The organism is Phytobacter sp. V69 (genome assembly GCF_965644215.1).
Lineage (GTDB): Bacteria > Pseudomonadota > Gammaproteobacteria > Enterobacterales > Enterobacteriaceae > Phytobacter.
Map to the genome: position 1 here is coordinate 33,288 of NZ_CBFFRL010000005.1, position 20,666 is coordinate 53,953.

19 protein-coding genes are annotated in these 20,666 nt (G+C 58.0%); 10 read left to right on the forward strand and 9 right to left on the reverse strand.

Going from position 1 to position 20,666, the window contains the following annotated elements; genetic code table 11:
• Positions 1-9: 9 nt before the first annotated feature.
• The 5 genes from ACSZPU_RS01585 to tesA form a co-directional block, all read right to left on the reverse strand.
• Positions 10-465: an NfeD family protein gene (locus ACSZPU_RS01585; RefSeq protein ID WP_498994789.1), complete on the reverse strand. Its 456-nt coding sequence runs from the start codon at positions 463-465 to the stop codon at positions 10-12.
• Entirely contained in the window at positions 462-1,379 is a 918-nt protein-coding gene (locus tag ACSZPU_RS01590; protein WP_498994791.1) for an SPFH domain-containing protein, read from the reverse strand. Before ACSZPU_RS01590 ends, ACSZPU_RS01585 begins: the two co-directional genes overlap by 4 nt.
• A gap of 85 nt (positions 1,380-1,464) precedes the next feature.
• Entirely contained in the window at positions 1,465-2,319 is an 855-nt protein-coding gene (locus ACSZPU_RS01595) for a co-chaperone YbbN (protein ID WP_498994793.1), read from the reverse strand.
• A 58-nt stretch (positions 2,320-2,377) separates the two neighbouring features.
• Positions 2,378-3,148 (reverse strand): SDR family oxidoreductase, encoded by a 771-nt coding sequence (locus ACSZPU_RS01600; RefSeq protein ID WP_498994795.1) that lies wholly within the window; start codon positions 3,146-3,148, stop codon positions 2,378-2,380.
• Positions 3,149-3,176: 28 nt separating this feature from the next.
• Positions 3,177-3,803, reverse strand: coding sequence for a multifunctional acyl-CoA thioesterase I/protease I/lysophospholipase L1 (gene tesA / locus ACSZPU_RS01605; RefSeq protein ID WP_498994797.1), 627 nt, complete (start codon positions 3,801-3,803; stop codon positions 3,177-3,179).
• Between tesA and ybbA the strand changes: the two genes are divergently transcribed.
• The 6 genes from ybbA to ACSZPU_RS01635 all read left to right on the forward strand — a co-directional run bounded on the left by ybbA (position 3,771) and on the right by ACSZPU_RS01635 (position 11,173).
• Positions 3,771-4,457, forward strand: a complete 687-nt coding sequence (ybbA, locus tag ACSZPU_RS01610; protein WP_498994799.1) for a putative ABC transporter ATP-binding protein YbbA — start codon at positions 3,771-3,773, stop codon at positions 4,455-4,457. The genes tesA and ybbA overlap by 33 nt on opposite strands.
• Positions 4,454-6,868 (forward strand): putative ABC transporter permease subunit YbbP, encoded by a 2,415-nt coding sequence (gene ybbP / locus ACSZPU_RS01615; RefSeq protein ID WP_498994801.1) that lies wholly within the window; start codon positions 4,454-4,456, stop codon positions 6,866-6,868. The genes ybbA and ybbP overlap by 4 nt, the downstream gene beginning before the upstream one ends.
• Positions 6,869-7,050: 182 nt before the next feature.
• A complete protein-coding gene (locus tag ACSZPU_RS01620) occupies positions 7,051-8,196 on the forward strand; it encodes a porin (protein ID WP_498994803.1) in 1,146 nt (381 codons plus the stop codon).
• Positions 8,197-8,609: 413 nt separating this feature from the next.
• Positions 8,610-9,446: a MetQ/NlpA family ABC transporter substrate-binding protein gene (locus tag ACSZPU_RS01625; protein WP_498994805.1), complete on the forward strand. Its 837-nt coding sequence runs from the start codon at positions 8,610-8,612 to the stop codon at positions 9,444-9,446.
• Between the two features lie 58 nt (positions 9,447-9,504).
• A complete protein-coding gene (gene sfbB / locus ACSZPU_RS01630; protein ID WP_498994807.1) occupies positions 9,505-10,521 on the forward strand; it encodes a virulence-associated ABC transporter ATP-binding protein SfbB in 1,017 nt (338 codons plus the stop codon).
• Positions 10,514-11,173 carry a methionine ABC transporter permease gene (locus tag ACSZPU_RS01635; RefSeq protein WP_498994809.1) on the forward strand — a complete coding sequence of 220 codons (660 nt, stop codon included), beginning with the start codon at positions 10,514-10,516 and terminating at the stop codon, positions 11,171-11,173. Before sfbB ends, ACSZPU_RS01635 begins: the two co-directional genes overlap by 8 nt.
• A gap of 89 nt (positions 11,174-11,262) precedes the next feature.
• Here ACSZPU_RS01635 and purK read toward each other — a convergent pair whose 3' ends face one another.
• From purK to ACSZPU_RS01650, 3 genes are all read right to left on the reverse strand, one after another.
• Positions 11,263-12,330 (reverse strand): 5-(carboxyamino)imidazole ribonucleotide synthase, encoded by a 1,068-nt coding sequence (purK, locus tag ACSZPU_RS01640; protein ID WP_498994811.1) that lies wholly within the window; start codon positions 12,328-12,330, stop codon positions 11,263-11,265.
• Positions 12,327-12,836: a 5-(carboxyamino)imidazole ribonucleotide mutase gene (purE, locus tag ACSZPU_RS01645; RefSeq protein WP_498994813.1), complete on the reverse strand. Its 510-nt coding sequence runs from the start codon at positions 12,834-12,836 to the stop codon at positions 12,327-12,329. The genes purK and purE overlap by 4 nt, the downstream gene beginning before the upstream one ends.
• A gap of 173 nt (positions 12,837-13,009) precedes the next feature.
• A complete protein-coding gene (locus ACSZPU_RS01650) occupies positions 13,010-15,028 on the reverse strand; it encodes a TonB-dependent receptor (protein WP_498994841.1) in 2,019 nt (672 codons plus the stop codon).
• A 135-nt stretch (positions 15,029-15,163) separates the two neighbouring features.
• Between ACSZPU_RS01650 and ACSZPU_RS01655 the strand changes: the two genes are divergently transcribed.
• Genes ACSZPU_RS01655 through ACSZPU_RS01670 form a run of 4 tightly spaced genes read left to right on the forward strand, consistent with a single transcriptional unit; the run spans position 15,164 to position 19,964 of the window.
• Positions 15,164-16,033, forward strand: coding sequence for a helix-turn-helix transcriptional regulator (locus tag ACSZPU_RS01655; protein WP_498994815.1), 870 nt, complete (start codon positions 15,164-15,166; stop codon positions 16,031-16,033).
• A 52-nt stretch (positions 16,034-16,085) separates the two neighbouring features.
• Entirely contained in the window at positions 16,086-16,499 is a 414-nt protein-coding gene (locus ACSZPU_RS01660; protein ID WP_498994817.1) for a hypothetical protein, read from the forward strand.
• Entirely contained in the window at positions 16,496-18,238 is a 1,743-nt protein-coding gene (locus ACSZPU_RS01665) for an ABC transporter ATP-binding protein (RefSeq protein WP_498994819.1), read from the forward strand. Before ACSZPU_RS01660 ends, ACSZPU_RS01665 begins: the two co-directional genes overlap by 4 nt.
• Positions 18,225-19,964 carry an ABC transporter ATP-binding protein gene (locus ACSZPU_RS01670; RefSeq protein ID WP_498994821.1) on the forward strand — a complete coding sequence of 580 codons (1,740 nt, stop codon included), beginning with the start codon at positions 18,225-18,227 and terminating at the stop codon, positions 19,962-19,964. The genes ACSZPU_RS01665 and ACSZPU_RS01670 overlap by 14 nt, the downstream gene beginning before the upstream one ends.
• On the opposite strand, the gene lpxH is transcribed toward ACSZPU_RS01670, so the two are convergent.
• Entirely contained in the window at positions 19,944-20,666 is a 723-nt protein-coding gene (gene lpxH, locus ACSZPU_RS01675; RefSeq protein WP_498994823.1) for a UDP-2,3-diacylglucosamine diphosphatase, read from the reverse strand. The genes ACSZPU_RS01670 and lpxH overlap by 21 nt on opposite strands.

Consider the following 20,666-nt stretch of genomic DNA (forward strand, 5'->3'; position numbering starts at 1 on the left):
TGAGGGTTATTAGCCCACGGTTTTGATGTGCAGCGTAATGCCTTCGACGGCGGTCACTTCCACTTTGGTGCCAGCCGGTAAATCAGATTCAGCGCTTACCGGCCAGGAGCTGTCTCCCACCCGCACATGCCCGCGGCCGTTGACCAGCGCATCATCCAGGGTGAAACGACGACCAACCAACTGCTGTCCGCGCTGATTGAGCGCCGCGTCTGCCGGTTTCTGCTCGCGCACCCGTTTGGCGAGCCACAGCCACCACAGCCAGGCGGCAACAAGGGTGAGGACCGCGAAGGTAACTCCCTGTAACTCCCAGCCGAAGGGAATCACCCAGACCAGCAGGCCGGTGATCACCCCCGCCACGCCGCTCCACAGCAAATAGCCGTTGCCGCCGAGCATCTCGGCGGCTAAAAGCAGGCCGCCAAGACTTAGCCAGAAGATGTACGCATGTTCAAAGAGCACGGCGATCATGGTTTTTTCCGGTCACTGCTGCTGTCTTTTACCAGTTCGGCGATCCCGGCAATCGAGCCCATCAGGCTGCTGGCATCCAGCGGCATCATCACCACTTTGCTGTTGTTGGCCGAACCAATCTGCTGTAGCGCTTCGGTGTATTTTTGCGCCACAAAGTAGTTAATCGCCTGAATATCCCCGGCGGCAATCGCCTCGGAGACCATTTTGGTGGCGCGCGCTTCGGCTTCCGCCGAACGCTCACGCGCCTCTGCTTCAAGGAACGCCGACTGCCGTTCACCTTCCGCTTTCAGGATTTTTGCCTGCTTTTCACCTTCCGCTTTGACGATTTCCGCCTGGCGAATCCCTTCCGCTTCCAGGATGTAAGCACGCTTGGTTCGTTCGGCTTTCATCTGGGCGTTCATCGATGAGACCAGCTCGGCGGGTGGGCGAACATCGCGAATTTCGATACGGGTGACTTTGATGCCCCACGGGTTGGTCGCTTCATCCACGATATGCAGCAGGCGAGTATTGATGCTGTCGCGCTGGGAGAGCATTTCGTCGAGCTCCATCGAGCCGAGGACCGTACGGATGTTGGTCATGGTGAGGTTAATGATCGCCAACTCCAGATTGCTCACCTCATAGGCGGCTTTCGGTGCATCGATAACCTGGATAAAGCACACCGCATCGATGGTGACGTTGGCGTTATCTTTGGAGATGATTTCCTGAGAAGGGATATCGAGAACCTGCTCCATCATATTGATCTTGCGACCAATGCGGTCCATAAACGGCACCACAAGGCTCAGACCCGGCTGGAGCGAACGGGTATAACGACCAAAGCGTTCTACCGTCCATTGATAACCTTGCGGAACGATTTTGACACCCGCGCCGACAATAACCAGCGCGACTAAGATAAGAACGGGGATGACGATGAGCATCAAATAAACCTCCTGTTTAATTTGATGTCATTCTAACCAAATTTGGGGATCTTAACAGCGCGACCCCCAAATTTAGCGGGCGGGATTAATAGAGCAGAGAGTAGAGCTGACGACGATACTTCGAGGCCAACGCATCACCGGTACCTAAAGCGGCAAGAATTTCCTGCAGCATTTTGCGCGCCTCACCGTCCGCTGCGCCTAAATCTTTACGCAGATGACTGAACAGCAGCTCCAGCGCCTCTTCATTACGGCCAACCTGGTGCAGTTGCAACGCCAGTTGTGTTGCCAGTTGCGCATCTGCCGGGTTCTTCGCAACCTGCTCTTGCAGATACTGAATCTCCGGGGTGTCAGCGGCTTTTTTCAGCAGCTCGATTTGTGCCACCAGGCCCTGATAGCGGGTGTCCTGATCCTGCAACGGAATGGTTTTCAGCACCGCTTCGGCATCGTCAGAACGGTTGAGCGCAATTTGCGTCTCCGCCAGCAACAGACCGATTTCGCTGTTCTGCTGCGATAACTGCCAGGCTTCTTTCAGCAGCGGCAGCGCGTCGGCATGTTTGCCTTCTTCAATTAGCTGCATCGCCTGCTGCGCTTTTAACTCTTCTTCGCGCGGCAGGACTTTATCCAGCAGGGCGCGAATCGCCTCTTCTGGCTGCGGCCCCTGGAAACCGTCGACCGGCTGGCCGTTCTGGAACAGGTAGACCGTCGGAATGGCGCGTAAACCAAACTGTGACGCAAGCATCTGCTCAGCATCGCAGTCCACCTTCGCCAGAATAAACTGCCCGTTATACTGCGCCGCCAGGTTTTCCAGCACCGGGGTCAGTTGCTGGCAGTGCTGGCTACGCTCGGACCAGAAATAGAACAGCACAGGCGTGGTCACTGACTGTTCAAGCGTCGGGTGTAGGTTTGCTTCGTTAATGTTGACGATGTTCTGTACAGACATGGGTCATTCTCTGTTTAAGTGTTTACTGATACATGGGGACAGGCGCCGTGCCTTCAACTCACCCGTGTAAAATTTTATCCATTGCCCGTGCCGGCAACACGCGTTTTAACAGGCTTACCACATAAGTGACGACCGTGACCGGATAGCGCAGTTTGGGTTTCGGACTTTCAAAAGCATGGCGCACTTTGGCGACCACCGCCTCCGGGCCGAGAGTAAAACGTGCGGCGATACCGGGATTTTCCACCGGCTTGTCGCTCTGGGTCTGGTTGACGTTCTCCGTAAAGCGAGTGCGGATAGGACCGGGCTCAATCAGGCTGACCTTAATACCGCTGTGGCGCAGCTCCATACGCAGCGCATCGGACCAGGCTTCCAGCGCGTATTTGCTGGCCGCGTAAGCACCACGGCCTGGGGTCGAAATCAGCCCCATTACCGATGACGTCATCACAATGCGACCTTCGCCGTGCGGGATCATTGCAGGCAGCAGGCGCATGGTGAGCTGGTGTGCGCCGAAAAAGTTGGCGGAAAACTGCTGTTCCATCTGCTCGCGGCTGATGGTGGACAACGGACCATACAGGCCAAAGCCCGCATTATTAAAAATGCCGTACAGACGGTTTTCCGTCAGGGCAACCACCTCGTCCGCGGCGCGCTCTACGCTTTCGGGGGAGTCGAGATCCAGCAGCACGCCGGTGAATCCCGCCTGATTCATGCGCACGACATCCTCGCTTTTACGGCAGGCCGCCAGCACGCGAAAGCCCTGGCGCTTGAGTTCATGGGCGCTTTCCAGACCAATACCGCTGGAACATCCTGTTATTAAGACCGTTTTTTGCATAACTTTACCTGAAAGCGTCCCTGATAAATCAGGAGTCGTGATTAACTAATGGAGCCAACCGGGTTGCCATCCAGTCGGCAATAAAAGGCTGAGCGTCACGGTTCGGGTGAATCCCGTCATCCTGCATCCACTGGGGTTTGAGATAGACCTCTTCCATAAAAAACGGCAACATAGGAATATCAAACTCTTTGGCGAGCTTCGGATAGATGGCGCTGAATGACTCAGTATAACGGCGTCCATAGTTGGCGGGCAGCCGTATTTGCATCAATAAGGGTTCGGCGTTCGCGGCTTTCACCGCCTGCAAAATGGTGCGCAGTGTTTGTTCTGTTTGTTGCGGCGCAAACCCGCGCAGACCATCGTTACCTCCCAGCTCCACCAGCACCCAACGAGGCTGATGCTCCTTGAGCAGCGCGGGTAATCGTGCCAGCCCCTGTTGCGAGGTATCACCGCTAATGCTGGCGTTGACGACCGGCGGCTTTTGCTGCCATTTATCGTTGAGCAGTGCAGGCCAGGCGGTATTGGCAGCCATGCGATAGCCCGCGCTCAGGCTGTCTCCCAGAACCAGTAACGTGTCCGCTGCGGCGGCGCGCAGGCTAAACAGAAGCAGAAACAGGAAGGCCAAATGCCAGCGGAAAACATTGTTGAAGTTCATCATCTTAAGAAGTCCGTCGGTCAGGGGGAGCATGAACTTTCCATCCTCACCGGAGTTGAGCTTGTTGTCAAACGGGCGCAGACCATCGCCCTGATTGGTGAATCTGGTTCGGGTAAGTCGACATTGCTGGCGATCCTTGCCGGGCTCGACGATGGCAGCAGCGGCGAAGTAAACCTGCTGGGCCAGCCGCTGCACGCGATGGATGAAGAGGCGCGGGCGAAGCTGCGCGCCGATCATGTCGGCTTTGTTTTTCAATCCTTTATGCTGATCCCCACTCTCAATGCGCTGGAAAACGTCGAGCTTCCGGCGCTACTACGTGGCGAAAACAGCGCCCAGAGCCGCACCAGCGCCAAAGGGCTGCTGGAAGAGCTGGGGCTGGGAAAACGCCTCGACCATCTTCCTGCACAGCTTTCCGGCGGTGAGCAGCAGCGTGTGGCGTTGGCCCGCGCCTTTAACGGCCGCCCGGCGCTGCTGTTTGCCGACGAACCCACCGGCAACCTCGACAGGCAGACCGGCGATAAGATTGCCGATTTGCTCTTTTCGATGAACCAGCAATATGGCACCACCCTGATTCTGGTCACCCACGATCCTCAGCTTGCGGCGCGTTGCGACAGACGTTTGCGTCTGGTGAACGGCGAACTGCGGGAGGAAGCATGATCGCCCGCTGGTTCTGGCGCGAATGGCGCTCTCCTTCGCTGCTGATTGTCTGGCTGGCGCTAAGCCTGGCGGTCGCCTGCGTGCTGGCGCTTGGCAATATCAGCGATCGGATGGAAAAAGGGTTAAGCCAGCAGAGCCGTGAGTTTATGGCTGGCGACAGGGCGCTGCGCAGCTCCCGTGACATCCCGCAGGCCTGGCTGGATGAGGCCAAAAAAGAAGGGCTTAAGGTCAGCGAGCAAATCTCGTTTGCCACCATGACCTTCGCGGGCGATACGCCACAGCTGGCAAACGTCAAAGCGGTGGATGATCGTTATCCGCTCTACGGCGACCTGCAAACCACGCCGCCCCAGGCCAAACCGCAGGCCGGCACGGTGCTATTGGCCCCACGGTTGATGGCGCTGTTAAACCTGAAAACCGGGGATTCTATTGATGTGGGCGATGCCACGTTACGCATCGCCGGGGAGGTGGTACAGGAGCCGGATTCCGGCTTTAACCCGTTCGAAATGGCCCCACGTTTGTTAATGAACACGGCGGATGTGGCGAAAACCGGCGCGGTACAGCCGGGAAGCCGCGTCACCTGGCGGGTGAAATTTGCCGGGACGCCTGCGCAGTTGGACGCCTACGAAAAATGGTTACTGCCGCAGCTTAAACCGGAGCACCGTTGGTATGGTCTTGAGCAGGATGAAGGCGCGCTCGGTAAGTCATTGCAGCGCTCCCAGCAATTCTTACTGTTGTCTGCATTATTAACGCTGCTGCTGGCGGTCGCGGCGGTCGCCGTGGCGATGGGGCACTATTGCCGCAGCCGCTATGACCTGGTGGCAATCCTCAAAACGCTGGGGGCGGGTAGGGCACAACTGCGCAAATTGATCGTCGGTCAGTGGCTGATGGTGCTGGCATTGGCGGCTGTCACAGGCGGGGCGATGGGGCTGCTGTTTGAAAAAATCCTGCTGATCTTGCTCAAGCCAGTGCTGCCGGTGGCATTGCCTGCCGCCAGCGGCTGGCCGTGGCTCTGGTCGATTGGCTCCATGCTGGTGATTTCGCTGCTGGTGGGGCTACGACCTTATCGCTTGCTGCTGGCGACGCAGCCTTTGCGCGTTCTGCGCCGTGATGCTGTGGCGGATGTCTGGCCGCTGAAATTTTATATTCCCACTATCTCTGTCGTAAGCGTACTGCTGCTGGCCTGGCTGATGGGGGCCAGCATGCTGCTGTGGTCGGTACTGGCGGGAGCGGTCGTACTGGCGCTGCTGTGCGGCGTGGTGGGTTGGCTGCTGCTGCGGGTGATGAAAAAACTCGCCTTCAATGCGCTGCCGCTGCGTCTGGCGGTAAATCGTCTGTTGCGCCAGCCATGGTCAACGCTCAGCCAGCTGTCGGCATTCTCGCTGTCGTTCATGCTACTGGCGATGCTGCTGGTGCTGCGTGGCGATCTGCTTGACCGCTGGCAGCAACAGCTTCCGCCGGAAAGCCCGAACTATTTCCTCATTAATATTGCCCCGGAGCAGGTCGTGCCAGTGAAAGCGTTTCTCTCCGAGCACCATGTGATTCCGCAGGCGTTCTGGCCTATCGTGCGCGCTCGCCTGACACAAATTAACGGGCATGCCACGGAGGGGAATGCGGATGAAGCGCTGAATCGCGAGCTGAATCTGACCTGGCAGGGAGCGGAGGCGAAACATAACCCGGTGACCGCAGGGACCTGGCCGCCGAAAACCGGGGAGGTCTCAATAGAAGAAGAGCTGGCAAAACGCCTCAAGCTTAAGCTCGGCGACAGCGTTACCTTTATGGGGGATACCCAGGATTTCACTGCTAAAGTGACCAGCCTGCGCAAAGTGGACTGGGAAAGCTTGCGCCCCAACTTCTTCTTTATCTTCCCGCAGGGAGCGCTGGACGGGCAGCCGCAGAGCTGGCTGACCAGTTTCCGCTGGCAGAATGGCAACGGCATGTTGACGCAGCTTAACCGCGAGTTTCCCACCATCAGCCTGCTGGATATTGGCGCGATCTTAAAACAGGTCGGTCAGGTGCTGGAGCAGGTAAGCCGGGCGCTGGAAGTGATGGTCGTGCTGGTGACGGTCTGCGGCGTGCTGTTATTGCTGGCTCAGGTACAGGTAGGGATGCGCCAGCGTCATCAGGAACTGGTGGTGTATCGCACGCTGGGGGCCGGGAAACGCTTATTGCGCACCACGCTGTGGTGTGAATTTGCGCTGCTTGGGTTTGTCTCCGGGCTGGTGGCGGCAATCGGTGCGGAAACGGCGCTGGCGGTGCTGCAAACGAAGGTGTTCGACTTCCCCTGGGAGCCAGACTGGCGATTGTGGGTCACGTTGCCGCTGTGCGGTGCCGTGTTGTTGTCGGCATGCGGTGGCTGGTTGGGAACGCGTTTACTGAAAGGCAAAGCGCTATTCCGCCAGTTCAACCAGTAAGAGTATGTCAATGTGATTACACGTCGGTTAAACAATCGACGTGTAATTTTTTAAGTGCACAAAATGCTAACTATATGATTTTATAGCGCACAATCTACCAAAAACTCGACAACATGACGTGCTTGAACGGCGTTAATATTCAGCGGGCAACTATTTGTCTGCGTATTAACCAAGGAAAAAGCATGGCACATAAAATAAAAGCGCTGGCGATTACGATCGGCGCGGCACTGGCGATGACCTCATTTGCAACTCAGGCTGAGATCACATTGCTGAAACAAGATCCACAGGCTGGCGATCCGTTAAGCCGCCTGAATTTCACCGTCGGCGGGAGTATTCGTCCGCAGTTCAACATGATGACGGGTGATGGTGATAAAGGGTCTTATAAACGTAACGGTTTTGATGGCGGTACCCGTTTCCGCTTCGCGACCGATTACTACCTGTTTGATGACATTAGCTGGATTAACTATTACGAATTGGGTGTCAATATTCCGGCGGTGTTTGACTGGGATAACCACTATGCGGAAGGTGCCCACGATACCACGCGCCGTATGCTCTACACCGGGCTGAAAAGCAAAACCTGGGGGACATTAACCTACGGTCAGCAAAACAGCATTTACTATGATGTTGTGGGTGCGAAAACCGATATCTGGGATTACGACATGGTCGCTCAGGCGCCGGGCAACGGTATCAACGGCGACTACGACGGTTCTTATCGTTCACGCAATATGCTGAAATATAAGAATACCTTCGGTGATGCCGATATTTATGCCTCTTACCTGTTCGATGATAACGAATATCTGCCGGGCAATGGTCTGCGTTACAAACGTAAAGGCGGCGGCTCGCTGGGTGTGGATTACCATCTGACCAACACCCTGACATGGGGTACGGCGTGGAACTATACCCGTGCCGAGATGCGTAACCCGGGCAACAGCGACAGCAAAACCTACGACCAGAACATTCTGGGTACGGCACTGAGCTGGACGCCGGATAACTGGACCTTCTCCGCAGGCGGCGGCTGGTATCAGAACTTTGTGACCACCAAAAAAGTGTCTGTGGACAACTATTTTGCGGGTGATGCATGGGGTATTGAGTACTTCGCAGGCTATAAAATCCCTGTTGGCCAGTTTGCGCTGAAATCCGTCCAGCCTTACGTGATGGGCGATCGTCTTGAAACCATGAACGGCCGCAACTACCAGCGTATCGACAACGGTGTGGGTATCAGCTTCCAGCTGGATTACGGTTTCCGCGTGGATTACGAACACGTGTTTACCTCCAGCACCGACAATCTGGGCGATATGAACTTAGTGCGTCTGCGCTACGATTTCTAAAATTCCGGGCATTTGGCTATCTCACTTGCCTGTTTGAACCTGGGCAGTGCTCGTAACCTCACGTACTACGTGTACGCTCCGGTTCCTCCGCGCTGTCCGTGTTCAAACTGCCTGCGCTGATAACGCCAACTGACCCGGAATTTGTGCTTGATAAGTTCAGTCTTAGCAAAGATCTGACTTTGTTAATCTAAAAAAAGCATAAAGAGAGGCGGGTGTTTTTGCTTTTCTTTATGCTTCATCGCGTTACCTCGCCAAATATCCTCATCATTCAGTGACATAGTTCACAGCAACATGAATTTTTTTCAATTACCGCTGCGCCGGGTTTGTGCCATCTTATTCATGAAATGAATATGGAGCGTGCCGCCTGGTACGGCGCGCCACACACAGCAGACACACTTCGTTAGGGAGAATGTATGGGACGTCGTCTCGGTTTCCGTGCCACCTTTGGGGCACTCCTTCTGGCCTGCGGTTTAAGCTCCGCACTGGCTAACAGCGATCCGCACACTATCGTCTTCGGCGTAGCGCCGGGGCCGTACGGTGACATGGTGAAACAGGCCATTGAGCCATCACTGAAAGAGAAAGGCTATAAGGTCGTGGTGCGCGAGTTCAGCGACTACGTGCAGCCCAACATGGCGCTGTCTAACGGCAGCATCGACGCCAACCTGTTCCAGCACTCGCTCTATTTCGATAAATTCACCGCCGACAAAGGGCTGAAACTGACCAGGTTGATCAGCGTGCCGACGGCGGGTATGGGCTTCTACTCCCACAAAATCAAAAGTCTCGATGAGCTGAAAAAAGGCGACATCGTGACGCTGTCTAATGATCCGACCAACCTGGCACGCGGCCTGCGTTTCCTGGCGTCACTGGATCTCATCACCATCAAAGAGAATATCGATCCAACCAAAGCCTCAGAACGTGACATCGCCAGCAACCCGAAAGGGCTGGTGTTTAAACCGCTGGAAGCCGCACAGCTGCCACGTACGCTGGATAGCGCTACCGCGGCACTGGTTAACGGCAACTTCGCGATTGCCGCAGGGCTGGATCTCAACACGGCTATCAGGCAAGAGCATCTGGATGAGAACCTGAAAAACATCATCGCGGTGCGCACTGAAGATGCCGACAAGCCGTTTGCGAAAGATATTGTTGAGGTGGTGAAATCCCCGGCTTACCGTGCGGTGATTGACTCCCCGAAAAATGTGTATAGCGCCTTCCAGAAACCAGACTGGATGATCGCTGCGGACAAGAAGTAAGCGCGGGTACTGAGTTAACAGGCAGGCAGAGGCCTGCCTTTTGCCGTTTGAGGGACACATGATTGAGATAGATAAGGTCTGCGTAGACTTTCCCGCCACACGGGGAGCGACGCCGACCCGGGCCGTGGATAACGTCAGCCTGCACATCGCCGCCGGGGAAATCTTCGGCATCGTCGGCACCAGCGGTGCCGGGAAAAGTACGCTGCTACGCACGTTAAACGCGTTGACGCGCCCGAGCGAAGGCTGCGTGAAAGTAAACGGCGTGGCGATTTCGCAAATGGAAGGCCTGACGCTGCGCAAAGCTCGCCAGCGCATCGGCATGATCTTCCAGCACTTCAACCTGATGCACACCCGCACCGTGGCGCAAAACGTCGCCTTCAGCCTGAAAGCGGCAGGGTGGGAGCGTGAGAAAATTGCCCCACGGGTCGCGGAAATTCTTGAGCTGGTAGGCCTTGGAGACAAAGCGAATCGCTACCCGGTACAGTTGAGCGGTGGACAGAAGCAGCGCGTCGGTATCGCCCGCGCTATCGCCAACCACCCGGACGTGTTGTTGTGTGACGAACCCACCTCGGCACTGGATCTGGAAACCTCGGCCACCATTCTGGAGCTGCTCAAGCAGATCAACACTCAACTGGGGATCACGATCGTATTGATCACCCACGAGATGAATGTGATCAAATCCATCTGCGATCGCGTGGCGGTGATGTCCGCTGGCAAGGTGGTGGAAAGTGGCGATGTGTTTGATATTTTTGCCCATCCGCAGCATGCGTTTACCCAGCAGTTGGTTTCCCGCACCCTCAATCTGACCCTGCCGGACAGATTGCGCGAGCACCTGCCGGGGCAGTTGTTGAAGATCCTGTTTATTGGCGATTCTGCCGAGCAGCCGGTCCTGTCCGACGCGGCCATTAACTTTGGCGTGGCGGTGAACATTCTGCACGGCAAAATCGAGTACATCGGCGAGCGTGCGCTAGGCATTCTGGTGGTACAACTGACCGCAGAAGATCCGGCGGTGGTGGAACAGGCGGTAGAGTTTATTCGTAACCGTACCGCTCAGGTGGAGGTGATCCGTGGATGATTTACTGGCCGATTTGAGCCTTGCCTTTGGCGAAACCTTCCAGATGTTGAGCATCTCAACGGTGCTAGCGATTATCGGTGGTCTGCCGTTGGGCTTTTTGATCTTCGTGACGGATCGCAATCTGTTCTGGCAAAACCGTGTGGTCTATTTGTTCAGCTCGGTGCTGGTGAACATCATTCGCTCGGTGCCGTTCGTGATTTTGCTGGTGCTCCTGCTGCCGTTAACCCAGTTTTTACTCGGCAACACCATCGGCCCGATTGCCGCATCGGTGCCGCTGTCCGTGGCGGCGATTGCCTTTTACGCCCGTCTGGTGGACGGCGCGCTGCGTGAAGTGGACAAAGGTATTATCGAAGCCGCCGAAGCCTTTGGTGCCAGCCCGATGCGTATTATCTGCACGGTGTTGCTGCCGGAAGCCAGCGCGGGCCTGCTGCGTGGTTTGACGATTACGCTGGTGAGCCTGATTGGTTATTCGGCAATGGCGGGGATTGTCGGCGGTGGCGGGGTCGGTGACCTGGCAATCCGCTACGGCTACTACCGCTACGAAACCCAGGTGATGGTGGTAACGGTTATCGCGTTGATTGTGCTGGTGCAGGTGGTGCAAATGCTGGGCGACTGGCTGGCTGCGCGTGCGGATAAACGCGACAGGCACTGATATTGTCCCGGATGCGGCGTAAGCGCCTTATCCGGGCTTGTTTTCACTCTCTCCCTGAGGGAGAGGGCTGGGGTGAGGGGGGGGGCCGATCAGGCGAGCTTCGCCTGCGCCCAGGCAATCCCACTGGCGTATTCCGGTGGCAGCAGGGGCACCAGTGCTTCCAGCGTGGCACTCAGGCGACCATTGTCGTCATCGTTCAGGTTCAGGTGACCCACTTTACGACCCGGACGCACCTCTTTGTCGTACCAGTGCAGGTGCACCAGCGGCAGTTTCAGCCAGTCGTAATTCAAATCGCTGCCAATCAGGTTAATCATTACCGACGGGCTGTTGACCACCGGCTGAGGCAGCGGCAGATCCACCACCGCACGCAGGTGCAGCTCAAACTGGCTGATAGACGCACCGTTTTGCGTCCAGTGCCCGCTGTTGTGCACGCGGGGGGCCAGTTCGTTGATTAGCAAACCAGCCGGCGTTACGAAGCACTCCATCGCCATCACGCCAACATAATTCAGCTCATTCATGATGGCGGTCAGCATGCTTTCTGCCTGCTTCTGCTGCTCTGAATCCGGTTTCGGGAAGACCACGCTGGTGCGCAGAATACCGTCCTGATGCAGGTTATGGGTCAGCGGATAGAAGACGGCCTTGCCATCGTGTCCGCGCGCGCCCACCAGCGACACTTCACCGGAGAAGTTAATCCCCTGCTCGACGATACACTCGCCGTAACAGTCATCCGGCAACTGATCCGTTTCACCTGCACGCAGACGCCACTGGCCGCGACCGTCGTAACCACCCACGCGGCGTTTCACAATCGCCAGCTCGCCCAGTGTATTGAACACGGAAGGCCATTCGCTCTTGTCTGCCAGCAACTGCCACGGTGCTGTGGCAAGGCCGAGCCTGTCGAAGAGCTGCTTTTGCGTCAGGCGATCAGCAATGATCGGGAACACGTCGCGGTTAACGAACGCCGGGTGACGCGCCAGTTCACGCGTCAGCGCCGTTTCCGGCCAGCGTTCAATCTCCGCAGAAATCACGCTCTGGGCAAACGGCACGGCTTCCGGATCGGCATCCAGCCCGACCGGCCACACGGCAATGCTCAGTCGCTCGCCCGCCTGGCGCAGCATGCGTCCAAGCTGACCGTTACCTAAGATGCAAACCTGCTTCATGCCGCACCCCGCGGGTCCGGGTTCTCCAGCACTTCATCGGTCTGCACACGGCGGAATTCTGTCAGACGCGCGTGCAGTTCCGTATCGTGCTGGGCAAGGATCTGTGCTGCCAGCAGCGCAGCGTTCGCCGCGCCAGCTTTGCCAATCGCCAGCGTGCCGACCGGAATACCGCGCGGCATCTGGACGATCGAGTAGAGGCTGTCCACGCCACTTAAGGCAGCGCTTTGCACCGGCACACCCAGCACCGGCACCAGCGTTTTCGCGGCAATCATGCCCGGCAGATGTGCCGCTCCGCCTGCGCCCGCAATAATCACCTGAAAACCGTTCTCTTCCGCGCTTTCGGCGAAGCTGAACAGTTTATCGGGAGTGCGGTGTGCGGAGACGACTTCAACATGCTGCGGGACATTCAGGATATCGAGGATTTCGGTGGCGAACTGCATGGTCGCCCAATCGCTTTTCGATCCCATGACAATGGCGATACGCGCCGGCTGGTTAGCAGAAGACATGCGTTAAGAAAACTCCTGTGGGTGTGACTACGGACAGCTTTTGAGGGCACAAAGAATAGCATGGAAAACCGGCAAGGAAAACGGTTGCGTGGCGATGAATACTGGAAAGGGCTGTGGAAGAAAGAGAGACAGCGGCATCGCGAAATGTGCTATGCCGCTTAGGGGTTAATTCATCAGAAGAAATCGATTTTCACATCCACGCCAGCGGTCAGCCCCTGGTTAATCTGCACCCAGTTTTGCCCAGGTCCCGCCACCATGCCGTAGGTGAAATAACGCTTATCGAAGAGGTTATCCACCCAGGTGGCAATCTGCACGTTGCGCGTTGCCTGCCAGCCGAGGCGCAGATTGGTGGTGGCATAGGTGCCTTGTTCCACCGCATTGTCGCCGTCGAAGTAGTGCTTGCCGACCACATTGATCGCCACGCGCGGCATCAGCGCGCCGATCGGGGTATCAATGGTGCCGTTAATGCTCGCGCCCGCGTTATACAGCGGCACAAACGGCAGGTGTTTGTCCGGGTACGGGCTGTCTTCGCCGTCAAAGGTTGAGTTCACGTAACCGCCGTTGATCTCCGCACGCCAGCCGGGGGTAAATGTCCAGCTTGCATCCAGTTCAACGCCCGTCGCTTTGGCTTTGCCAGCGTTGGTGAGCGACTGCATGCCGGTCACGCCGCTGTAGAGCTGCACATCTTTGGTCCGGGTGTGGTAGACGGTGCCCTGTACGGCCACATTGCCATTGTCATAGCGTGCGCCCAGCTCGTAGTTCATCGATTTTTCAGCGTCGTAGGATTCCGCCGTGCCCGCCGCCGGTGCGATGCTGTAACCCGCTGGTTTATAGCCCTGCGCCGCGCGTGTCCAGACGCGCAGTTCCGATGTGAACTGATACCCGGCAGACAGCTGACCCAGCCACTGGTTATCGCTGGTTTCATCGCTGAAAGTCTGCGGCAGGTAGCTGTACTGATAGCGGGTTTTCGCTTTGTCGTGGGAGAAACGCACGCCGCCGCCGAGATCGAATTTGTCGGTTACGTGCCAGGTTAGATCGCTGTAGGCCGCCTGGGTTTCGGCATCGTTCCACGCCTGCGTATCGGAAAGGGTCATCCCGGCGTACTGCATCCGCTGGTTATAGGTGCCGCGCGTATCCTGGCGATAAAGACCGAACACCGCATCCACCGGGTTGTCGTCACCCCGCGTCGCGGCGCGCAGTTCCTGCACGTTCATGTTCCAGTCCTGCGGCATGTGTACCGCATAGGCGCTGTAGGGGAAGTCGCGCTCGTAATGCTGTTGCTGCCATCCGGCGGTGAGGCTTATCAGCCATGCGTCGGTCGTGTACTGCGATGCCAGCGTCTGGCTGCGGGTGCAGCGGTTGATTTTCGGGTCTTTGCCGCCGTCTGACACCAGCAGCTCACGGCCTTTCACATTGCTGCCGTCGAGATAGGTATCCTGGCTGGCTTTGGTGCATTCGGAACTGAGCATCACGCTGGCTTCCCACGGGCTGACCGAAGGGGCAAAACGCAGATTGAGGTTACCGTTGTTGGCCTTTGTGCCGCCTAAATCATCACTGCCGGTAGCCGGGTTGGTGAAGGGGCCATTCTCGACCTGGCGCTGAACCGAGGCGCTGGCATAGAGCATATCTTCCACCAGAGCACCGGAAGCGCTCAGCCTGCCGTGGTAGCTGTCTCTGGTGCCGTAACCGCCTTCAAGGGAGGCACGGGTTTCACCATCCGGTTTACGGGTAATGATGTTAATCACCCCGCCCTGGGCGCTTTTGCCATAAAGCGTGCCCTGCGGCCCGCGCAGCATCTCTACGCTCTCAATATCACCGTTGAACAACTGCGATGAGAAGGTAGAAAGCTGAGGCACGCCGTCCACGTAAATGCTGGCCGCCGGATTAAAGAAGTCCTGAGCCGAAGAGATGCCGCGAAGCGAAATAGAGGGAAACAGCAGACTGCCGCTGTGAGTAATGTTCAGTCCTGGCAGCACATCACCCAGTTGATCGGTGCGGGTGACGTTGGCATCGGCGAGTTCGCTACCGCTCACGCGGGTGGATGAGACGTTTTGTGCCGAGACAGATTTCGGCGACTGCTTGGCGGAAACGAATAGCGTTTCCTCACTGGATTTACTGCTATCGTCGGCAAACGCACTGCCATTAGCCAGCAATGTGGCAAGAACCAGCGGGTGAATGACTACGGCTTTCATCATGGTATCCCTCTTATTAGACGTGAGGGGGAGTCTATCTTTGCCGTTTCATCAGAGGGTTGCACGATAAGGATTGCTATTGCATCATTTGTTTGAATAATAATCATTATCATTGTTGTGACGAAAGGATCTGTGATGAATCAACGTACAATGCCGGGCATGCGATGCAGAACGCTGACGCCGCGGATTCGGCTCACGTCCATCTGTGCGACGCTCGGTGACGACAAAGTGGTTCGCGGGCAGTTTCCGGCGCATTTCTCGCTGGTGCTGATGCGCGAAGGGGCCGGTACTTTCCAACTTAATGAGCAGAAAATTCAGCATTATGGTGCTAACCGGCTGCTGATTTCCTGTTCGGCGCAGCCTTGCTCTGGCTTTGATTTTTTCCCGCGTAATCATTTTTACGATCTGCTGATTGTCGATTTCGCTCCGGCGCTGCTCAACACGCTTTACGCGGCCGCGCTGCCGCTGGCGGAAGACGGGGGAAGGGTGTTCAGCGCCCCGTTAAGCGAGCCGCTGCAAGAGGTGCTGCGCCTGATGCTGCTCGAATGGCACGACGACAGCGCGCTCGGCACTCTGCGCCTGGAAGGGCTGGCGCTAAATGCGCTGTGGGAAGCGCTGCGCGGGCTGGACGAACCGGGCAAAGGGGCGTCGCCAGGACGGGAGCTGCAAAGTCGGGATCGTAAGCGGTTGATTGACGCGCGGGATTATGTGCGGGAGCGGGCGACCCATGTGCGTTCAATGGGCGAGATAGCGCAGGTGTGTGGGCTGAGTCTGATGGCGCTCAAGCGCGGTTTTCCGGCGATGTTCGGCGTGACGCTGTGGAGTTATGTCATTACCCAGCGTCTGGAACATGCGCGAGAGCTGCTGCGTGAAGAGCTGACGTTACAGGATATCGCCAGCCAGAGCGGGTTCAGCCACGCCAGCCATTTGAGCCGTTTCTTCCGTCAGCACTACGGCATGACGCCGGGGGATTACCGCAAAACCCGCACCCACGCCACAGGCTAGCCGGGGACGCCACTGCATCGCGCCTACTTTCAGTCAGTTACAGGAACAGCCGATGCCAAACGTTATTGATTCATCCCACTGGCCCCTGGTGCACTACGTCATGCCCGAGCGGGTAGACGATGAAGACGCCGCGGAACATATCGCCGTACTTAACGCGATCCTGAAGCGTTGCCAGCCGTTCGTGCTGATTTTTAGCGGCGTGGAACAGCCCAAAGATTCCCCGCGCTTCCTGCGTCTGCTGCGGGAGTGGTCGATAGCGACCCGCCAGGAGCAGCAGCGCTGGTGCCTAGGGGCGATACGCGTCGAGCCGGACGAGGCAAAGCGTCGTTCGCTGTGGCGCAAAGCGCTGCGCTTTGTGCAGTCCAAAGCCGCACCCTATCCCTACAAAGTGGTTGCCAGCGCGCACGAGGCGGAGCAGCAGGCCGAGGCCTGGCTGGCGCAGGAACGTGAGGGCAACCGCGCATGAATCCGGCTTCTCCGTTTCGTTGTTTGCTGTCGATGATTGCCGGGCAGCGCCTGCTGATTGCCAGCGGCATGGGGCTTGCGGCGCTCTCGGTGATGAGCGAACTGGTGCCCTGGTATCTGCTCTGGCAGGCGGTGCAGTACCCCGAGCGGCTTTGGTCGCTGGCGGGCTGGCTCGCGCTGGCGCTGGCGGCGAAATATCTGCTGCTGGCCGTGGCGGGCTGGTGTAGCCACAAAGCGGCGTTTCGCATTCTCTACGATGTGCGTATCGCGGTAGCGCGTGGACTGACGCGTCTGCCGTTTAGCCGCCTGTCCACTTACTCCTCCGGTAGCCTGCGCCATATCGTCATCAATGATGTGGAGCGCATGGAAGGGTTTATCGCTCACCATTCGGTGGATTTTACCGCCGCGCTGGTCAGCCCGCTGGTGGCCGCCGGATTCCTCTTCTGGATTGACTGGAGGATGGCGCTGGCCTCGCTGGCGACGGTGCCGCTGGCACTGCTGGCGCAAAAGGTCGCCATGCGCGGAATGGCGCAGCGGGTGACGGAAATGAACGCGGCGACATCGCGGCTCAATAGCGCCATTGTGGAATACGTGCGCGGCATTCCGGTGATGAAAGCCTTTTGCCAGAGCAGCCGTTCGTTTCGTCTGCTGCATGACAGCCTGGAACAGTATCGGGCGCTGGTGGCGCGTTTTACGTATCAGGCGGTACCGGGCTGGTCGCTGTTTATGGTGCTGCTCAATGCCAGCATCTTCATTCTGCTGCCGCTCGGCGTCTGGCGCGTTAGCCAGGGGGCGCTAACCGTGGCCCAGTTGATTCTGATCTTGCTACTCGGCAGCGGCTTAATTCAGCCTCTGCTGCGCGTGACCTTTATGAGTTCGCTGATCCGCGAAATGCTCGCCGGCGTCGAACGTATTGCCGTGTTTATGCTGCCGCCCGCGGTGGATGCCGACCCGGTGCCGGAGACGCTGGCACTGAGCGTTCGCGACCTGCACTTTGATTATGAAGGGGCGGCCGTGCTGCGCGATGTGTCGTTCTCGCTACCCGCCGGGGGATTCTATGCGCTGGTGGGGCCGTCCGGTTCCGGGAAATCAACCCTGGCCTGGCTGCTGGCCGGGCTACTGCCTGCCGGGAGAGGGGACATTATGCTCGGCGACGTGCGGGTGACAAACCTGGCCGATGCCCGCCGTGCGGCGTTGTTGGGGATGGTGAGCCAGGAGGTCTTTATCTTTCGCGGCACGCTGGCGGACAACCTGCGACTGGTTGACCCTGACGCGACAGATGAGCAACTGTGGCAGGTGCTGGAGATTGCTCAGGCGCTGGATTTTGTCGCCGCCCTGCCGCAGGGGCTGGAAACCCTGGTCGGGGAACGTGGCGTCAGCCTATCCGGCGGGGAGCGCCAGCGTATTGCCATCGCCCGCGCGCTGCTGGCGAACACGCCCATTCTGATTCTGGACGAAGCCACGGCCTTTGCCGATGCCCTGACCGAAGAGGCGTTTTACCGCACGTTGCGTTTGTTGCGCCCGAAGATGACTGTTCTGGCTATCGCCCATCGTCTTTTTGCTATTCAACAGGCGGACCGCATCCTGGTGATGGAAAAGGGGCAACTTATTGCCGATGGCAGCCATTCGCAGCTTCTGCAGGAAAACGCGCTCTATCGCGCGCTGTGGCAAAGCCAGTTCCACTTACAACACTGGCATATTCGGGATGAACAACAGGAGGTCGCACATGCAGGGGCTTAGTGGGTTATTGCGCTATTCGGCCAGCGGTCGCCGTCAGTTTTTACGCGGCATTGTGCTGCGCACGCTGGCGCAGCTGTTTGCGGTACTGCCGTTTTTCATTGCCTGGCTGGCGCTGCGTGAGTTACAGCCCGGCGAGGACGGGCAAATCTGGGGATGGCTATGGGGCGGGCTGGCCGTGTGTCTGCTGGCCCAGTTGCTGTTGTCCCATTTCGGCCAACTGGACTGCTTTTTGGGCAGCTATGCGCTGATGAGTAAATACCGTCAGGCGCTGGCGGACCATCTGCGCCGCCTGCCGCTGGGCTGGTTCCAGCAGCATCGTATTGGCTCAACGTCGGCGTTATTGACCGACCAGGTGCGGCGGGTCGAGGATATCTTCTCTCACATTTTGCCGGAAGTGGTGCTGGGGCTGGCGACGCCGCTGCTGTTCGCGCTGCTGCTTCTGGCCGTCGATCCGCTGCTCACCCTGGCGCTCTTTGCCACATTGATTCCCGGCGTTGTGCTGCTCTGGCTGATGACCCACTTTCTGTTACGCGGCGTGCGCGAGCAGGGGCAGCGTTTTGCCATCGCTTCCGGGCTGCTGGTGGAGTTCGTCAGCGGTATTAAGACGCTGCGCCTGTTTAACCGACAGGACGCGATGCTCAAACGCCTCGACGAGACATTCGGCGATATTCGCCGCGCCAGTATGGGTATGGAGATGTGGGGCGGCGGCGGTGTGTTGCTGTTCCGTCTGCTGACCGAGGGCGGGCTGGTGGTGATGTTTATCACCGCCGCCTTACTGTGGCAGCAGGGAACGCTGGACCCGGCAACCTGGCTGCTGTTTGTGCTGGTGGGCTATAAGGTGATCAACCCTCTGCTGGATGCGGCGATGTGGTTCACGCTGCTTCGGGTGATGCGCCAGTCGGCAACGAAGCTGGAAGAGCTGCTTCATCAGCCCACTCAGGCGGAAGAGGGGGACGGTTCCATCCCTTCTGACAATACCCTGCGCTTTGCACACGTCAGCTTTGGCTACGACAAGGAACGCCGGGTGGTGGATGACGTCACCTTCTACGTACCGCAGGGGAGCGTGACGGCGCTGGTTGGCCCGTCTGGCAGCGGGAAAAGCACGCTGCTGAATTTGCTGGGCGGCTTCTGGTCGCCGCAGGCGGGTGAGATAACGCTGGGCGGCGTGGTGCTGGATAAACTCGGCGCGCGGGCGCTGTATCAGCGTATCGGTTACGTGATGCAGGACGTGCAGCTCTTTGACGGCTCGGTGCTGGACAATGTGCGCATCGGTAACCCGGAGGCCAGCGACGAACAGGTGATGGCGGCCTGTGGTAACGCCTGCTGCGATGAGTTTGTGCGCCTGCTGCCGGAAGGTTACTACACCCAACTAGGCGAAGGGGCGCAGCGGCTTTCCGGCGGTGAGCGCCAGCGGTTGTCTATCGCCCGCATGATGCTCAAAGACCCGGCGATCATCATTCTGGATGAAGCGACGGCGCTGCTTGACCCGCTCTCGCAGGCCCAGGTGCAGCTGGCCTTAACCCGTCTGGCGCGAGGGAAAACGGTGGTGATGATTGCCCATCGCCTGCGAACGGTGGAGTTTGCTTCGCAGATTCTGGTGCTTAATGGGGGGCGTATCGTCGAGCAGGGAACGCACGAACAACTGCTGGTTGCCCAGCAGCTTTATTCCCGATTGTGGCAGGCGCAGGAGCAGGATTACGCCTTCTCAGAACGGAAAAGGGATTAACTCGACGTCGCTGGCGGTGACTTTCACCATGGAACCCTTGGTGTGCCAGGCGCCGAGGACCACGCGTATGGCGGGTTCGCCGTTTGCGATAAGTTCGTGAACGTCCGGGCGGTGGGTGTGGCCGTGGATCAGGCACTGCACCTGCTGTCTTTCCATCGCGGCAACCACCGCCTGCGGATTGACATCCATAATGGCCAGCGATTTGCTGCTATTGGCGGCCTTGCTGCCTGCGCGCATTCTGGCGGCGATGCGCTGGCGAACAAACAGCGGCAGGGCGAGAAACAGCGTCTGTAGCCAGGGCTTATGAACTTTGGCGCGAAACGCCTGGTAGCCTGCATCATCGGTGCAGAGCGTGTCGCCGTGCATAATCAGCACTTTGCGACCATAGAGATCGAGCACTTTCTCTTCCGGCAGAAGCTGCATGCCGCTTTCGCGCGCAAAGCGTTTGCCGAGCAGGAAGTCGCGATTGCCGTGGATGAAGTAGCAGGGAACGCCACTGTCGACCAGCGCCTTAATGGTGGCGGCGATCTCGCGGTGCAGGGGCGTGGGATCATCGTCGCCAATCCATGCCTCAAACAGGTCGCCCAAAATATAGAGCGCGTCTGCCTGACGTGCTGTGCCTGCCAAAAAACGCAGAAAACCGGCGGTGATCGCCGGTTCTTCTGTTTGCAGATGAAGGTCTGCGATAAAGAGTGTCGCCAC

Bases quoted from the DNA above. Each gene is read 5' to 3' on its own strand.
- ACSZPU_RS01660 (WP_498994817.1), top strand. From the start codon at position 16,086: ATGCCAAACGTTATTGATTCATCCCACTGGCCCCTGGTGCACTACGTC.
- ACSZPU_RS01665 (WP_498994819.1), top strand. From the start codon at position 16,496: ATGAATCCGGCTTCTCCGTTTCGTTGTTTGCTGTCGATGATTGCCGGG.
- sfbB (WP_498994807.1), top strand. From the start codon at position 9,505: ATGATTGAGATAGATAAGGTCTGCGTAGACTTTCCCGCCACACGGGGA.
- ybbA (WP_498994799.1), top strand. From the start codon at position 3,771: ATGCCAGCGGAAAACATTGTTGAAGTTCATCATCTTAAGAAGTCCGTC.
- ACSZPU_RS01625 (WP_498994805.1), top strand. From the start codon at position 8,610: ATGGGACGTCGTCTCGGTTTCCGTGCCACCTTTGGGGCACTCCTTCTG.
- tesA (WP_498994797.1), bottom strand. From the start codon at position 3,803: ATGATGAACTTCAACAATGTTTTCCGCTGGCATTTGGCCTTCCTGTTT.
- ACSZPU_RS01600 (WP_498994795.1), bottom strand. From the start codon at position 3,148: ATGCAAAAAACGGTCTTAATAACAGGATGTTCCAGCGGTATTGGTCTG.
- purK (WP_498994811.1), bottom strand. From the start codon at position 12,330: ATGAAGCAGGTTTGCATCTTAGGTAACGGTCAGCTTGGACGCATGCTG.
- ACSZPU_RS01650 (WP_498994841.1), bottom strand. From the start codon at position 15,028: ATGAAAGCCGTAGTCATTCACCCGCTGGTTCTTGCCACATTGCTGGCT.
- purE (WP_498994813.1), bottom strand. From the start codon at position 12,836: ATGTCTTCTGCTAACCAGCCGGCGCGTATCGCCATTGTCATGGGATCG.
- ACSZPU_RS01595 (WP_498994793.1), bottom strand. From the start codon at position 2,319: ATGTCTGTACAGAACATCGTCAACATTAACGAAGCAAACCTACACCCG.
- ACSZPU_RS01590 (WP_498994791.1), bottom strand. From the start codon at position 1,379: ATGCTCATCGTCATCCCCGTTCTTATCTTAGTCGCGCTGGTTATTGTC.
- ybbP (WP_498994801.1), top strand. From the start codon at position 4,454: ATGATCGCCCGCTGGTTCTGGCGCGAATGGCGCTCTCCTTCGCTGCTG.
- ACSZPU_RS01670 (WP_498994821.1), top strand. From the start codon at position 18,225: ATGCAGGGGCTTAGTGGGTTATTGCGCTATTCGGCCAGCGGTCGCCGT.
- ACSZPU_RS01620 (WP_498994803.1), top strand. From the start codon at position 7,051: ATGGCACATAAAATAAAAGCGCTGGCGATTACGATCGGCGCGGCACTG.
- ACSZPU_RS01655 (WP_498994815.1), top strand. From the start codon at position 15,164: ATGAATCAACGTACAATGCCGGGCATGCGATGCAGAACGCTGACGCCG.
- ACSZPU_RS01585 (WP_498994789.1), bottom strand. From the start codon at position 465: ATGATCGCCGTGCTCTTTGAACATGCGTACATCTTCTGGCTAAGTCTT.